The organism is Sorangium sp. So ce124, from assembly GCF_051525235.1.
Taxonomy (GTDB): Bacteria; Myxococcota_A; Polyangia; order Polyangiales; family Polyangiaceae; genus Sorangium; species Sorangium atrum.
On the sequence record NZ_CP150312.1, the window covers coordinates 1 to 14,981 of the forward strand.

At 73.1% G+C, this 14,981-nt stretch carries 9 protein-coding genes; 3 read left to right on the forward strand and 6 right to left on the reverse strand.

Annotated elements, in window-relative coordinates; all coding sequences use genetic code 11:
* Window positions 1-1,416: a chromosomal replication initiator protein DnaA gene (dnaA, locus tag WMF19_RS00005; protein ID WP_437798086.1), complete on the forward strand. Its 1,416-nt coding sequence runs from the start codon at window positions 1-3 to the stop codon at window positions 1,414-1,416.
* A 120-nt stretch (window positions 1,417-1,536) separates the two neighbouring features.
* Here dnaA and WMF19_RS00010 read toward each other — a convergent pair whose 3' ends face one another.
* From WMF19_RS00010 to grpE, 3 genes are all read right to left on the reverse strand, one after another.
* Window positions 1,537-5,454 (reverse strand): serine/threonine-protein kinase, encoded by a 3,918-nt coding sequence (locus WMF19_RS00010; RefSeq protein WP_437897195.1) that lies wholly within the window; start codon window positions 5,452-5,454, stop codon window positions 1,537-1,539.
* A 120-nt stretch (window positions 5,455-5,574) separates the two neighbouring features.
* Window positions 5,575-7,437: a molecular chaperone DnaK gene (gene dnaK, locus WMF19_RS00015; RefSeq protein ID WP_437897196.1), complete on the reverse strand. Its 1,863-nt coding sequence runs from the start codon at window positions 7,435-7,437 to the stop codon at window positions 5,575-5,577.
* Between the two features lie 187 nt (window positions 7,438-7,624).
* Window positions 7,625-8,209, reverse strand: coding sequence for a nucleotide exchange factor GrpE (gene grpE, locus WMF19_RS00020; protein WP_437897197.1), 585 nt, complete (start codon window positions 8,207-8,209; stop codon window positions 7,625-7,627).
* A 271-nt stretch (window positions 8,210-8,480) separates the two neighbouring features.
* Between grpE and WMF19_RS00025 the strand changes: the two genes are divergently transcribed.
* Window positions 8,481-9,743 carry an aspartate aminotransferase family protein gene (locus tag WMF19_RS00025; protein ID WP_437897198.1) on the forward strand — a complete coding sequence of 421 codons (1,263 nt, stop codon included), beginning with the start codon at window positions 8,481-8,483 and terminating at the stop codon, window positions 9,741-9,743.
* A 1-nt stretch (window position 9,744) separates the two neighbouring features.
* Window positions 9,745-12,180 carry an HAD family hydrolase gene (locus tag WMF19_RS00030; RefSeq protein WP_437897199.1) on the forward strand — a complete coding sequence of 812 codons (2,436 nt, stop codon included), beginning with the start codon at window positions 9,745-9,747 and terminating at the stop codon, window positions 12,178-12,180.
* Between the two features lie 49 nt (window positions 12,181-12,229).
* On the opposite strand, the gene WMF19_RS00035 is transcribed toward WMF19_RS00030, so the two are convergent.
* From WMF19_RS00035 to WMF19_RS00045, 3 genes are all read right to left on the reverse strand, one after another.
* Entirely contained in the window at window positions 12,230-12,742 is a 513-nt protein-coding gene (locus WMF19_RS00035; protein ID WP_437326870.1) for a Fur family transcriptional regulator, read from the reverse strand.
* A 98-nt stretch (window positions 12,743-12,840) separates the two neighbouring features.
* Complete coding sequence (locus WMF19_RS00040) at window positions 12,841-13,902, reverse strand: hypothetical protein (RefSeq protein WP_437326871.1); 1,062 nt, start codon at window positions 13,900-13,902, stop codon at window positions 12,841-12,843.
* 77 nt (window positions 13,903-13,979) lie between these two features.
* The gene (locus WMF19_RS00045; RefSeq protein WP_437897200.1) at window positions 13,980-14,774 is read right to left on the reverse strand and encodes a hypothetical protein; all 795 of its coding nucleotides are present in this window, start codon (window positions 14,772-14,774) and stop codon (window positions 13,980-13,982) included.
* Window positions 14,775-14,981: the final 207 nt, after the last annotated feature.

Consider the following 14,981-nt stretch of genomic DNA (forward strand, 5'->3'; position numbering starts at 1 on the left):
ATGACGATTCCGAAACACGAGCCGCGCGAGGTCTTCGATCGGGCGATCGAGCATACGCGGGCGCTTTCCCCGGCCACTTTCGATCAGTGGTTCGGGGGAGTTCAGTTCGATGATCTGACCGACGGCGTGCTGACGCTGCGTGTCCAGAACGAGTTCGTCCTCGAGTGGGTCAGGGACAATTTCCTGCCGGCGCTCACGGACAAGATCCGAGAGCTCACCGGCTGGTCGGTCCAGGTCGCGTGGACGGTGGATCAGAACCTCGTCGCGCCCATTGCGCAGCGCGTGGAGCTCACCCCGGTGCGTCCGCGGGCGCTCGTGGTGCGGCCGACCAGCGCGGCGCCGGCGCCGGCGCCCCGCCCCGAGCCGACGCTCCGGCGCGTCCCGTCGATGCCGGACGACCTCAACCCGAAGCACACCTTCGCGAGCTTCGTCGTGGGCCCCTCGAACCAGCTGGCGCACGCGGCCGCGATCGCGGCCGCGGGCGGCGGGGGGCGCCGCTACAACCCGCTCTTCATCTGCGGCGGCACGGGGCTCGGCAAGACCCACCTCATGCACGCGATCGCGCACCGCGTCTTCGAGGGCAGGCCGGACGCGCGGATCATCTACGTCTCGGCCGAGAAGTTCACGAACGACTTCATCACGGCCATCCAGCACCACCGGATGGACGAGTTCCGCACGCGGTACAGGTCGAGCTGCGACGTGCTGCTCGTCGACGACATCCAGTTCCTGGCCGGGCGCGAGCAGACGCAGGAGGAGTTCTTCCACACCTTCAACGCGCTCCACACGCTCGACCGGCAGATCGTCGTGACGAGCGACAAGTACCCCCAGAACCTCGAGCGCATGGAAGAGCGGCTCGTCTCGCGGTTCTCCTGGGGGCTCGTCGCCGACATCCAGGTGCCGGAGCTCGAGACGCGCGTCGCGATCGTGCGGAACAAGGCGGCGCTCGAGGGCATCGCGCTCACGGACGACGTGGCGCTCTACCTCGCGCAGATGGTCCGCTCCAACGTCCGCGAGCTCGAGGGGACGCTGATCCGGCTGGCGGCCAAGAGCTCGCTCACGGGCCGCCCCGTCGACCTCCCGTTCGCCCGCGCCGAGATCACGGCCACGTCGCCGCCGCGCGCGCAGATGATGAGCGTCGAGGACATCCAGCGCGCCGTGTGCCACCACTTCCACCTGCGCTCGATCGACCTCACCTCGAAGGACCGCCACAAGAGCGTGGCCTTCGCGCGCCACGTCGCGATGTACCTCTGCAAGCAGCGGCTGAAGTGCAGCTTCCCGGAGATCGGGCGGGCCTTCGGCAACCGCGATCACACGACGGTGATGAGCGCCGTCCGCAAGATCGAGGCGCAGCGGGACTCGGATCCGCAGGTCCGCGCCCACCTCGAGGCGCTCGAGAAGAAGCTCGCCGACGAGTGACCCCCCGCGCGCGCGACGCGGAAGGCGCGCGCGGCACGAGAGCGACCTGCCGGCGGACGGGCCCTCTGGCCGCCGGCGGGCCGCTCGTCGCGTGGATCGCCGCGCGACGAGCGCGAGGGATCAGAGCTCGGACAGCGCCGAGCGCGCGTCGTCCGCGACGAGCTTGTTGCCGTACGCGGACGCGAGATCGAGCACCTCGGCGAGCTCGCGCCGCGCCTCCTTGACCAGGCCCCGCTGCTTCAGGAGCGCGCCGAGCAGGTACCGGCTCTCGAGGGCGTCGGTGCGGTAGGAGCGCGCGTCGGCGTAGCGCGCGAGCTCGCGCAGGAGCTCGCCGGCGCCGGCCGCGCCGCTCAGCCCGTCCAGGTAGGCGAGGTGCGCGCGGTTGATGGAGGCGAGGCGCTCGTGGCCGCTCTCCTCGGCGAGCTCCTTCGACTCGGTGAGCGACGCGTAGGCGCGCGGCAGATCGCCGAGCCGCCGGCTCGCGTCGCCGAGGTTGTGCAGCGCGGCGGCGGTCTCGAAGCGCAGGCCCGCGGACCGGGCGAGGTCGACGGCGCGGGCGGAGCTCTTCACCGCCGCGTCGAAGTCGCGCAGGAACACGTGCACGAGGACGCGCTGCTTCTCGCGCTCGCTCGCCGCCGCGAGGTCGCCCGGATCGCCGAGCGCCTCCGCCCGATCGAGGGCCCGGAGCGCCGCCGCGATGTCGCCCGTCGCCGCGCGCGTCTGGGAGATCGCGAGCAAGAGCCTCGGATCGTCGATCGCGCCCGTCGCCTCGAGCTGCTCGACGGCGCGCTCCGCGCGCGCGAAGTCGCCCGTCCGGACGCCGATCTCCGTCTCGCACGCGAGCGCCTTGCGGCGGAGGTCCTCCCGATCGCCGGCGAGGGCGTAGGCCTCCTCGAGCCTCGCGTACGCGTCGGCGAAGAGGTCCACCGCGCCGAGGGCGCGCGCCAGGTCGACGCGGGCCGAGAGCTTCTGCTCCGGCGTGCCGGCCTCGTCGATGCGCCTCAGCGCGCGGGCGGCGACGTCGACGAGATCGGGCGCGGAGCGCACGCGCACGACGACGTCCGCGAGCGCGCCGAGCCACGCGGAGAGCTCCGCCGGCGAGCGGTGGGCGTGGTCGCCGAGATCGAGCGCCTGGAAGATGAGCCGGAGCGCCGGATCGAGCTGGCTCGCGCGGATCTTGTGGAGCGCCGCCCGCGCGTAGAACGTGGCGGCGCGGTCGCGATCGCCGGCCTGGTAGAAGTGCTGCCCGATGCGCTCGGCGTGCTCGGCGCTCTCCTCGCCGACGACCGCGACGTACGCCGCCGCGGCCGCGGCGTGCAGCTCCCGGCGGAGCTCCGGCGGGATCGCGTCGAGGACGATCTCCCCGTGCATGGGCGACGCGAAGCTCGCCTGCGCGGGGCCCTTGAGCCGCAGCAGATCGCGGGTCGCGAGCCCGGAGATCGCGCGGTTCACCACCGGGAGCTTCTGCTGGAGGAGCGCCGCGAGGACCTCGGTCGGCACCGGATCGCCGAGGATGGCCGCCGCCTGGAGCACGGCGCGGTCGCTCGGGTCGAGCCGCCGCACCCGGGTCGCGATGAGCGTGCGCAGCGAGCGCGGCACCGCCGACGCGCCGTCGAGCCGCGCCTTCACGACGCCGCTGGCGACGCTGAGCGCGCCGGAGTCGAGGAGCTCCTTGATGAGCTCCTCGAGGAAGAGCGGGTGGCCGCCGGCGCGCTCGCGGCAGAAGGCGACGACGTCGGGCGGCAGGAAGGTCGCGCCGATGCGCGCCGACATGAGGCGCGCGCTGTCGCTGTCCGAGAGCTCCCCGACCTTGAGCCGGTAGAAGTGGGGGTGCGCCTCGAGCAGCGACGGCGGGTCGCTGCGCGTCGCCAGCATCAGCACGGCGCGGAGCCCGCCGGCGCGGCCCGCGGTGGCGAGCAGGGTCTCGGCGGTGAGCTGGTCCATCGCCTGCGCGTCGTCCCACGCGAAGCAGTGGAGGCGATCCTCGCAGAGGCTCTGCACCATGCGCGGGAACGCCGTGCGCAGGATCGCGGTCGTCCCCTGCGGCGCCCGCCTCTCGGCGAGCGCCGCGCCGAGCTGACCGAGCACGGCCGCGGACTCGTCCTCGCGCAGGCCGAGCGCCCGCAGCCGCGGCAGCACCGCGCGGATGCGCTCCTCGTCGTCGCCCTCCTGGATGCCGCAGAGCACCTGGAGCATCGCGGTGAGGCCGCTCCACGGGACGTCGGCGCCGTTGTGCGGGCACGAGGCGACGTAGACACCGACGTTGTAGTCGCCCTTGGAGAGCCGCCGCTCCATCTCGGCGAGCAGCCGCGTCTTGCCGATGCCGCGCTCGCCCTGGATGACGACGATCTGCGCGCGCTTCCTCGTGGCGGCGGCCAGGATGTCGCCGAGCTGCTTGAGCTCGTCGCGGCGGCCGATGAAGCGGCCGTACGCGCCGTCCGGGGGCTGCGCGGAGGTGACGACGCGCCCCCCCTCGGGCGCCGTCCGGCCCGCGCCGGGCAGCTCCTCGGTCGTGAACGCGTTGCGGAGGACGCGCCCGGTGAGGTTCGACACGGCGACCTGGGACTCGGTCGCGCGGGCGAGCGCCTGGGCGGAGGCGATGAGCGAGGCGAGCCGCTCGTCGCGGATCGGGGCGCCGGCGCTGTCGACGAGGATGCGGGCGAGGTGGATGCCGGCGGAGACCGCGGCGCCCCCGCCGCGCGAGCGCAGGATCACGAGGGCGGCGCGCACCGCGGCCTCCGTGTCGCGGCCGTCGGCGTCGCCGAGCCCGAAGACGGCGACGAGCTGCGACGCCTCCTGCTCGAGCAGCAGCGCGCCGTAGCGGGCCAGCACATCGCGGGCCCGCGCCATGCGCCTCGCCGCGTCGTCCTCGGATCCCGTGAAGATGAGCACGAGCGCCGTGACCTCGCGCCGCTCGCCGAGCCCGCGCGCGGCCGGGCCGCTGTCGGCCTTCTCGAGCAGCTGGAGGAGCCCCGACGCCGAGCGGCTGCGCGTGCTCGTCGTGTGCGGCACCTCGACGGGCGTGCGCTCGTTGGCCCCGTTCGGCTCCTCCTGGAGCACGGCGCCCGCCTGGATCTCGGCGCTCTTCTCCTCGTGGAACGGCTCCAGGAACTCGGCCAGGTCGTTCGCCCCGAACCGCTCGGCCGTCGCGTAGAAGAAGCCGAGGAGCGCCTCGTGCAGGCGCCCTGCGTCGGGGAACCGATCCTCGGGGTTCTTCGCGAGCATCGTGCTCACGACGTCGACGAGCGACCGGGGCACGTCGGGGCGCACGAGCGCGAGCGGCGGGTACTCGCTCGCCTGCAGCCGCCGCATGATCTCGAACGCCGTCGGCGCCGCGAACGGGTTCGACCCGGCGAGCATCTCGTAGAGCACCGTGCCGAGCGAGAAGAGATCGCTCCTGCCGTCGATCGCGCCGGCGCGGGACTGCTCCGGGCTCATGTAGGCGAGCTTCCCGCGGATCCTCCCTGCGCGGTTCTCGCCGACCTCCTCGTCGGTCATCGATTGCGTCGCCTTCGCGATGCCGAAGTCGGTGACCTTCACCTCGCCTTCCCAGGAGAGCAGGATGTTCTGCGGAGAGATGTCGCGGTGGACGATGCCGAGGGGGCGCGACTGCTCGTCGCGCCGCCGGTGCGCGTGATCGAGCGCCTTCGCGATCTCGGCCGTCATGAAGACGGCCATGGCGAGGGGGATCGGCCTCTTCGCCCTCCGGCAGCGGGCCAGGAGCGTCGCCAGGTCGAGCCCTGGGACGTACTCCATCGCGATGAAGTAGCTCGTCGGATCGCCGTTCGGATGGTCGACGCGGCCGAGGTCGAACACCTGCACGATGTTCGCGTGCGAGAGGCGCACGGCGAGCTTGGCCTCGTGCACGAACATGTCCACGAAGCGCCCCTGCTCGGCCAGCTTGGGGAGGATGCGCTTGATGACGAGGACCTTCTCGAACCCCTCGACGCCGAAGCTCTTCGCCTTGAAGACCTCGGCCATGCCGCCTTCGCCGAGGCGCTCGAGCAAGCGATACCGCCCGAAGGTCTCGCTCAGCATCGGCCCGCCTGCGCGCCACGCACCCTTGCGCCTGGAGCGCGCGCGGCGCTCCGGAGGGGACGGCCCGCGATCGGCGCGCGAGCCGGCGCCGTCGCCCCGGCCGCGTCGCCTAGCCGCGCGTCATGTCTCGACGGCCTTGTTCGCGCCGGCGTCATCGTCCCCTCCATACATCGACTCCGCGATCCGGAACGCCGCCCCCTCGAGGCGCGCGTACGCGTCCCGGAGCGCGTCGAGGTCGCCGCCGGCTTCGAGCAGCTTCCGCAGCGCCGCGCACTCGGCGTGGACCTCGCCGAGGAGCTCGGCGTCGAGCAGATCGCCGTAGCCTTCGAGGGCCTGCTCGGTCGTGTAGACGAGGGTCTCGGCCTGGTTGCGGAGCTCGGCGAGATCGCGCCGGAGCGCGTCGGTCTCCTTGAACCGCTCGCCCTCCGAGACGAGCCGATCGACCTCGTCCGGCGTGAGGCCGCTCGTGGGGGTCACCCGGATCTCCTGCACCCGCCCCGTCCCGAGATCCCGCGCCTCGACGCGGACGATCCCGTTCTCGTCGATGCGGAAGGTGACCTGGATCTTGGGCAGCCCGCGCGGCGCGGGAGGGATGCCGGTGAGCTCGAAGCGGGCGAGGCTCCGGCAGTCCGCGGCCATCTCGCGCTCGCCCTGGAGCACGTGCACGGGGACGAAGCTCTGGTTGTCGACGCTCGTCGTGAAGATCTCGCTCCGCTCGGTGGGGATGGTCGTGTTCCGCGGGATGAGCTTGAAGCTCACGCCGCCGCCGGTCTCGACGCCGAGCGACAGCGGCGTCACGTCGAGGAGCAGCACCTCGTCCACCTGTCCGGAGAGCGCGGCGCCCTGCAGCGCGGCCCCGACCGCGACGACCTCGTCGGGGTTCACGCCCTTGTTCGGCTCGCGACCGAAGAACTCGCGCACCGCCGCCTGCACCGCGGGCATCCGGGTCATGCCGCCGACCAGGACCACCGTGTTGACGGCGGAGACGGGGAGCTTGGCGTCCCCGAGCGTCGCGCGGCAGACGTCGATGGTCCGCCGGATGAGGCCCTCGCAGAGCATCTCGAGCTCGTTGCGCCGCATCGTCCGCTCGAGGTGGAGCGGCCCGCCGCCCGGGCCGACGGCGATGAAGGGGATGTTGATCTCGGTCTCGAGCGACGACGAGAGCTCGTGCTTCGCCTTCTCGGCCGCCTCCTTGAGCCGCTGCAGCGCCATGCGGTCCCGGCGCAGATCGATGCGGCTCTTCCCCTCGAACTCGTCGGCGAGCAGGTCGATGATCCGCTGGTCGAAGTCCTCGCCGCCGAGGTGCGTGTCGCCGCCGGTCGCCTTGACGCTGAAGACCCCGTTCGCGATCTCGAGGATCGAGATATCGAACGTGCCTCCGCCGAGGTCGTAGACCGCGATCGTCTCGGCCTTCACCTTGTCGAGGCCGTAGGCGAGCGCCGCGGCGGTCGGCTCGTTGATGATCCGGCGCACGTCCAGCCCGGCGATCCGCCCTGCGTCCTTCGTCGCCTGTCGCTGCGCGTCGTCGAAGTAGGCGGGGACGGTGACCACCGCCTCCGTCACGGGCTCGCCGAGGAACCGCTCGGCGACCTGCTTCATCTGGCCGAGGATCACGGCGGAGATCTCGGGCGGCGAGTAGTTGCGCCCCTTGACCTCGACCCACGCGTCGCTGTTCGGCGCCTCGACGATCTTGTAGGGCGCGAGGCTGATCTGCTTGCTGACCTCGGGCGCGGTGAACTTGCGGCCCATCAGCCGCTTCACCGCATAGATGGTGTTCTGCGGGTTCGTGACCGCCTGGCGGCGCGCTACCTGTCCGACCAGGCGCTCGCCGCTCGCGGGGAAGCCGACCACGGAAGGCGTGGTGCGCGCGCCCTCGGCGTTCGGGATCACCCGAACATCGTTCGCCGAGGCGACGCCTGCCCCTTCGACGACAGCCACGCACGAGTTCGTCGTCCCGAGATCGATGCCGATCACCTTCCCCATATGCGGCGAAAGATACTACAGGCCTGGATGCTCGCCGGGTGGGGAGACGACCTGGGCGCCCGTGATATTTGGGGAGATCGTGCGGCGAGGTAGCGGGGCACGGCAGATCCCGGACAGGACCACCGCCAGGATGCGCACCGTGCCGGAGGTGTGCGCCGAGGGAGCCGGCGCGACGCCGCGCGGAGGCTCAGTTCGCTGCGGGCGCCGGCTCGACGGGCGAGCCCTTCGAGACGACGACCATGGCCGCGCGGATCAGGTAATCGCCCAGCATGTATCCCGGCTGGACCTCCGCGATCACGACGCCGGCGGGGTGCTCGGTCGAGTCGAGCTGCTGGATGGCCTCGTGCACGCTGGGATCGAAGGGCTTGCCGACCGCGGCGATGCGCTTGATGCCCATGCGCTCCAGCGTGTCGACGAACTGCTTCGTCACGATCCGGACGCCCTCGGCGACCGACTTCACGTCCGGCGCGCTCTCGGCGTGGCTGGCCGCGCGCTCGAGGTTGTCGAAGACCGGGAGCAGATCCTTCAGGATCGCCTCGCGGCCGCGGCGCTGCGCCTCTTCGACCTCGCGCCGGGAGCGCTTACGGAAGTTGTCGAAATCCGCGGCGGTGCGCAGCAGCTGCTCGCGCATCCGCGCGGCCTCGGCCTGCGCCTCGCCTAGTTTGTCTTCGGGGGCGGGGGCCTGCTGCTCCGCAGGCTCTGCGCGCTCGGCCTGCGCCTCCGCCGTCTCCCCCGTGTTCTGGTTCGACCCATTTCTTTCCGAATCGCTCATAGGACGGCGGCACTATAACCAGCCGCGATCCGCTGGCAATCGCCACGCCCATGGTCGGCAGGAGGCGAGCGCCGGCGTCCGAGCGCGCCGGCGCGTGCCGCCGCCCCGGCCCAGGACGCCCGCGTGGGTCGGCGCCCGGGCGCTCCGGACGCGCTCCGGAGGCGCTCCAGAGGCGCTCCGGACGCATGGTTTGCCCGGGTCTCCACGATCCGCTGCGGGCGCCGCATCGACCGTTTGCTCCGAGGCCCCGCCCGGCGTTAGATCGCCCCCCATGAGCATCGCCACAAGCCGCGCCGCCGAACCCCCTCCGGCGAACGCCTCGACGCCCGCCAGCGCGCCGCTCCTCGCGGCGCAGAAGCACCTCCTCGGCAACTACCGCCAGCCGCCGTTCGTCCTCGACCGCGGCAGGGGTTGCGAGCTCTTCGACACGGAGGGGCGCCGGTACCTTGACATGTGCGCCGGGGTGGCTGTGGCTTCGCTCGGGCACGCTCACCCGCGGCTCGTGGCGACCATCTCGGAGCAGGCGGGCCGCCTGATGCACGTCTCCAACTATTTCTTCAACGCGGAGAACCTCCGCCTCGCCGAGGAGCTCTGCGAGAAGACCGGCTTCGACCGCGCCTTCTTCTGCAACTCGGGCGCGGAGGCGAACGAGGCGATGCTCAAGCTCGCGCGCCGCCATTTCTTCAGCCGGGGCGAGGAGGGGCGCTACCGGATCATCGCGTTCGACAACGCGTTTCACGGCCGCACCCTCGGCGCGGTCGCCCTGACCGGGACGCCGAAGTACCGCGAGGGCTTCGGCCCCTCGCTCGACGGCGTCACGCACGTGCCTTACGGGGATGTGGCCGCGGTGCGCGCCGCCATGGGCCCGGACGTCGCGGGGATCCTCGTGGAGCCGGTGCAAGGGGAGGGCGGCGTGCTGCCGGCTCCGGCGGGGTTCCTCGCCGAGCTGCGGCGCATCGCCGACGAGCACGGCGCGCTGCTGCTCGTCGACGAGGTGCAGACCGGCATCGGGCGCACGGGGCACTGGCTCGGCGCGACGTACGACGGCGTCCAGGGCGACGCCGCGGCGCTCGCGAAGGGGCTCGGCGGCGGGTTCCCGGTCGGCGCGCTGGTGCTGCGGGAGCGGCTCAACGGCGCGCTGCCCCCGGGCTCGCACGGCTCGACCTACGGCGGCAACGCGCTCGCCTCCGCCACGGCGCGCACGGTGCTCGCGGTCATCGAGGAAGAGAAGCTGTGCGAGGCCGCCGTGAAGCGCGGCGAGCGGCTCGGCCGCGGCCTCGCCGCGATCGCCGCGCGGCTGCCGGGCGTGTGCCTCGGCGAGCGCGGGCGCGGGTTGCTCCGCGGGCTCATCCTCGCGCCGACCGTCGACGCGCGCGCCGCCCTCGGCCGCGTGCGCGATCGGGGCGTGCTGCTCACGATCGCGGGCAACAGCGTGCTCCGGTTCACGCCGCCCCTGATCGTGAGCGAGGCGCAGATCGACGAGGCGCTGGCCGAGGTCGAGGCCGCGCTCGCCGAGACGCCGGCTGCGGGTTGAGGTGGTCGCCTCGCGCGCCGCGGGTCCCGCCGCCGCCCCCGTCCCGTGCTCGGGCTGCAGCAAGCTGATCGATCCGCTGCGCGCGGGGCAGGTGGCGATCTTCGATCAGCGCTTCCACTACTTCTGCAACGCGCGGTGCCGCCACGCCTTCCTCGGTGAAGCGGCGCCTGCGCCGGGCGACGGCCGGCCTGCTGGCCTCGCGGCGTCGGGCGCGCCCTTCGCCGGCCCTCCCCGGGGGCTCCCGTCGGGCGCGCCGCCCGGCGCCGGCGGGCACCACGCCTCCGCGGCGCGCGCCGAGCCCGCGCGGGCGAGCGCCGACGAGGGCGCGGCGCGCGTCGCTGACCTCGACGCGCCGATCGTCGACGCGTTCCCGCCCGTGTCGCTCGACGAGAAGCTCCCGGACCTGCCCGTCCTCGACGACGATCGCGCGCTGCTCGAGCCCATCGGGAACACCATCCTGAGCGAGGAGCCGCAGCGCTACGATGCGGTCGAGGCGCGGGACATCGGCGCGCTCCTGCTCGTGCTCGCGATCATCGCGGGGACGCTGGCCGTAGCGCTCACCCTCGCCGGGGACGCGAAGCTCGTCATCGGCGCGCGCATCGTGCTCGCCACGGTGAGCGCCGGGATGCTCCTCGGCCGCGCCGCCACGACCGCGCGCGACGCCACCGATCCGCACCCGGCGCCGATGCTCGCGCCCGTCCTGGGTGGGCTCGTGGCCGCCGTCTGGGCCCTCTTCGGTCAGGACCGCGCCCTCGCGGCCGAGGCCGCGTCGCTCGCCGGCGTGATCGCCACCGCCAGCGCGATCAGCGCGTGGCTCATCGAGAGCGCCCGACATCGCGTGTTCGCGGAGCGGGCGTGGATCGGATCCGTGCTCTCGGCGCCCGCGCGCCGGCCGCCTGGCGCGTGGGCGCAGGGCCAGGCGCCTGCCGACCGCGCCCCTCAGCGCGGCAGCGACGGCGGCTCTCTCGAGGGCGCCGGGGATGAGCTCTACGAGCTGCGACCGGGCGAGGGCGTCCAGGTCGACGCGGGGGAGGTCGTCCCCGTCGACCTCGTCGTCACGGGCGGCGATGTCGAGGTCCTCCCCTGGATCGGCGCGACCACGCCGACCCGCCGCCGCGACGGCGACCCGGTCGTCGCCGGGGCCACCGTGGTCCGGGGTCGCCTCGTCGGCGCGTGCACCTTCTCCGGCGGCGATCGCGCGGTCGCGCGCGTCCTGCTCGACGCCCGCCGGCGCGCGGACGCCCTCGCGCCCATCGCGCAAGCCTCCCGCGCCCTGACCGAGCGCTGGGCGATCGGCGCCGCGGCGATCGGCGCGCTCTCCGCCTTCGTCGCCGGGCGCGCTCCGGTCGAGATCGCGATGACCGCGGCCGCCGTGCTCGCCGCGCTGTCCACGGCGATCACGGCGTCCATCGCGTCGGTGCACGTTGCGCGGGGCATCTTGCTCGGGCTCCGCCGGGGCATCGTCTACAAGAGCGCCGACGCCTGGGATCGCGCAGGGAAGACCTCGGTCGCCGTGTTCTGCGCCCGCGGCACGCTGCTGCTCGGCGAGCCCGAGCTCGCGGAGCTGGAGGCGACCGGGCAGAAGCTCAAGCCGAGCGACGTGCTGGCGCTCGCGGCCGGGGCGGAGCGCACCGAGGAGCACCCCGTCGCGACGGCGATCGTCCGCGCCGCGCGCGCCCGCGGCTTGCGGCCCGACGGCGTGCGCAACCCCAACTTCCACCCCGGCCTCGGCGTGACGGCCGTCACCTCGTCCGGCGAGGACCTCTGCGTCGGCAACCGCGCGCTCATGCTCGAGCAGCGGATCTCGATCGCCGCGGCCGAGAGCCGCGTCGCCGAGCTCGAGGCGCTGGGGCGCACGGTGGTCCTCGTCGCGGTCGGCGCTCGCCTCGTCGGCATCATCGGCCTGCAGGACGGGCTGCGCCCCGGGGCGCGGGCCGCCATCCAGCACCTGCTCGACGCGCAGATCGAGCCCGTGCTGATGTCGGGCGACGCGCGCGAGACGTGCGAGGCGATCGGCCGCTCGCTCGACATCGATCATATCCGCCCCGAGATCCTCCCCGCGGATCGCGGCGCGGAGGTGCGCCGCCTGATCGACGCGGGCACGAGCGTCGCCGTCCTCGGCCACGCGGGCGTCGACGACGCCGCGCTCGGCGCCGCCGACGTCTCCGTGGCGCTCGGCGCCGCCGGCTCGGCGCCCGCCGACTTCTCCACGGTCCTCGCGTCGGACGACGTCCGCGACGCCGCGCTCTCCCTCGCGCTCGCGCACCGCACGCGCCTCGAGGCGCGCGTCGGGCTCGCGCTCAGCGTCGCCCCGGCGCTCGTCGGCGCCGCGGTGATCGCCGCGTTCGTGCTCCCGCCGGCCTACGCGCCCATCGCCTCGCTGCTCGGCGGCGTCATGGCCGTCGTCCACGCCCGCGCGCTCGACGCGAAGAGCTGAGCGCCGGGCGCGGTCGCCGGCGCGGGGCTCCTCGCCGCGCCGCGGCGGGCTACGAGACGTCGGGCGTGGTGTCCTTGACGTCGCGGCAGTCCGCGCAGACGCCGTACATCTCGTGCTTGTGCCAGGTCACCTCGAAGCCGTACTTCGCGGCGATCTCTTCCTGGAGCGCCTCGATCCGCGGCTCCTCGAACTCGATGATCTTCCCGCAGTTGACGCAGATCAGGTGGTCGTGGTGCGCGCTGGCGTCGTCCGCCAGCTCGTAGCGGCTAAGGCCGTCGCCGAACCGGCGCTCGGAGGCCACGCCGCACTCCGCGAGCAGCTTGAGCGTGCGGTACACCGTCGCGTACCCGATGCCTCGGTCGTGCGCGCGCACCTCCGCGAGCAGATCCTCGATGGTCATGTGCGGGGCGCCGGAGAAGAACGTGTCGACGATCAGCCGGCGCTGCGCCGTCGATCTCAGCCCCTTCTTGGCCATGTACGCCTGGAGGCGAGCGCGTAGCCGGTCGAGGGCAACTTGGTCGACGTGGCTGGCGCTGCTCCCCTCTCTCTCCATGACGGCCATGGCAAGTTTATCCCGTTCGCGGCGAACCGCGTCAAGGCCGGCGACGGAGCCTACTTGGCGTGACCTCGCCGATGCTGTCCGTGCCCCGCTCGTCGGCGCTACTCGCCGACCTGCGCCATGTAGCTGACCTGAGCGGCCGGCCCCCCGAGGGGGCTGAGCAGCGTGATGGGAGGAGCGACCAGCCCGGCCGCCGCCGTGTTGTCGACGACGACGTAGTAGAGGCCCGGGCGCAGCGCATAGCGGCGCGTCTCGATGATCCCGGGCTGGAGAGGGCCGCCTGCCTGCACCGGGCCTGGCGGGGGGCCGAGCGGCTTGCCGGTCTGGTACGCCTCGCGCCACGCGTCGCCGGTGGGCTTGTCGACGATCATGAGGTCCACGGGCGCGCCCTGCGCGCTGACCTTGAGGTAGAGCGCCTGGTCCGCGTCGGCGATCTCGAACGGCCCGAGGTAGTCGCGCTGGTGCGCGTGCACCTCGATGGTCTCGTTCGCGAAGGTGTACCGCTCCTCGTCCTCGGCCTCGAACGGGTGGTGCGGTCGCTGGGGCGGCATGAGGATCCCCAGCGTGAAGTCCTTCCCGGTCTCCTCGTTGTAGAGGACGGTGAACCCGCGGGTCAGCTCGCCCGCGACGATCTGGTTGCCGAGCAGGTTGGCGAGCCCTCCGAACGGCGGGACGTTGGCCATCACGTCGATGACGGGGTTCTCGACGTAGCCCAGCTGGAAGCTCGGCCCTTGCACGATCCGGTTCAGCCGTCCCCACACGTAGACGTTGTCGTCCGCGAGCTGGAAGTCGGGTCGGTACTCGACGGACGTCGTGAGCGAGAAGCCCACCCGCTTGGCCGGCTGCATGTAGCCGTACCCCGTGCCGGCGATGTGGACGGTGATCGTCTGGGCCGCGTCGTTGACGTCGTACGAGCACTGCATCGGGAAGAACCGCCCGATGGACGCCGATCTGTCCTGCAGGCGCAGCGAGACCCCGCTCTTCAGCATCTCGGGGCAGATCTTGCTGGCCCCGAAGTTCGAGAACAGGAACCAGCGGAGGCCAGGGCTCGCGTTCACGGGGCCGCTGACGCAGGGGCAGCCGACGAACGTGAACGACAGCGCGACAGCGGCGAGCGCCAGCGCGGCGGACGCGCGGGAGAGCGGGGGTCTTCGTGCGGGCACGCGGGCTAACATAGCGGGTCGACCTCGGAGGGAGAGCGGGTTTGCGCGCGGGAGGACGGACGACGTCCCGTCCCGGATCAGCGCACGAGATGCCATTGGACGCCGGGGGTCACCTCGAGATGCAGGTGATTTTTGTGCGCCCGATCGTAGTTGGGCGTGAGGATCGACGTGAAGATGTGCTGATCCACGGCCTCGCACACGATGGATCGCAGCTCTCGCGCCGCCGCGTCCGCTGGAGGGCCGCCCCCCGCCCCCTTGCCGGCCCCGCGGGGCCTCCCGGTCGGGCCTGCGCTCTCGCCGCAGACCGGCGCGCCGCGCCTGCCGACGAAGTCGCGCTCCACGTCGAGCCAATCCTCCGCGAACCCGCCGCCGACGGGCTCCTTGATGAGCCTGTAGAGGTCGATCGCGAGCCCGCCGGGGTGCCTCGTGGCGAGCCTGCCCTCGGGCCACATCCTGGACGGAGGCCGCCAGGCCGAGAACATCAGCGCCTCGTCGATGTCGTGCGCGCGGAGGATCCGGCTGAAGTCCGAGAGCGCGAGCGCGAGGCGGCAGTCGAAGACGTCGTACGGGTTGTCCGCGCGTCGATGCGCCGGCAGCGCCGTCCGGTAGAGGACCCCGCCGACCCGCTGCATCAGCCGCACCGGAGCGAGCACGCCCGGCGCGCGCGGCACCGGCTCGAACGCGATCTTCCGCTGCGTGAGCGCCGCGCGGCACTGCGCCGCGCTCATGGCCGCGTAGCGCGCCGACGGGTGCTTCGCCCAGTCCTGGTGGTACCTGACCTTCGGCTTGCCCTGCGCGCTCGGCGCGGCGGCGAGGGGGCCGAGCGCGAGGGCGAGCGCGCAGGCAGCGGCGGCATGGCGTGCGGGCGGCATCGTTGCGGTACATCCCTCGTGCGAAGCAAGGCAGGCCGGCCCTCTCGGGGCCTCTCGGGGCCTCTCGGTGGGCCGAGCGACCACGTGCCACGTGGCCGATCGCGCCGCCATCCGGCGGAGCGGTGCCCCGTGCGCGGGGTGGCTACTACCCGATCCTACCGCGACATTTGACCGGGCCGCGCGATCGCCTCAAAATGGGTCGCATGC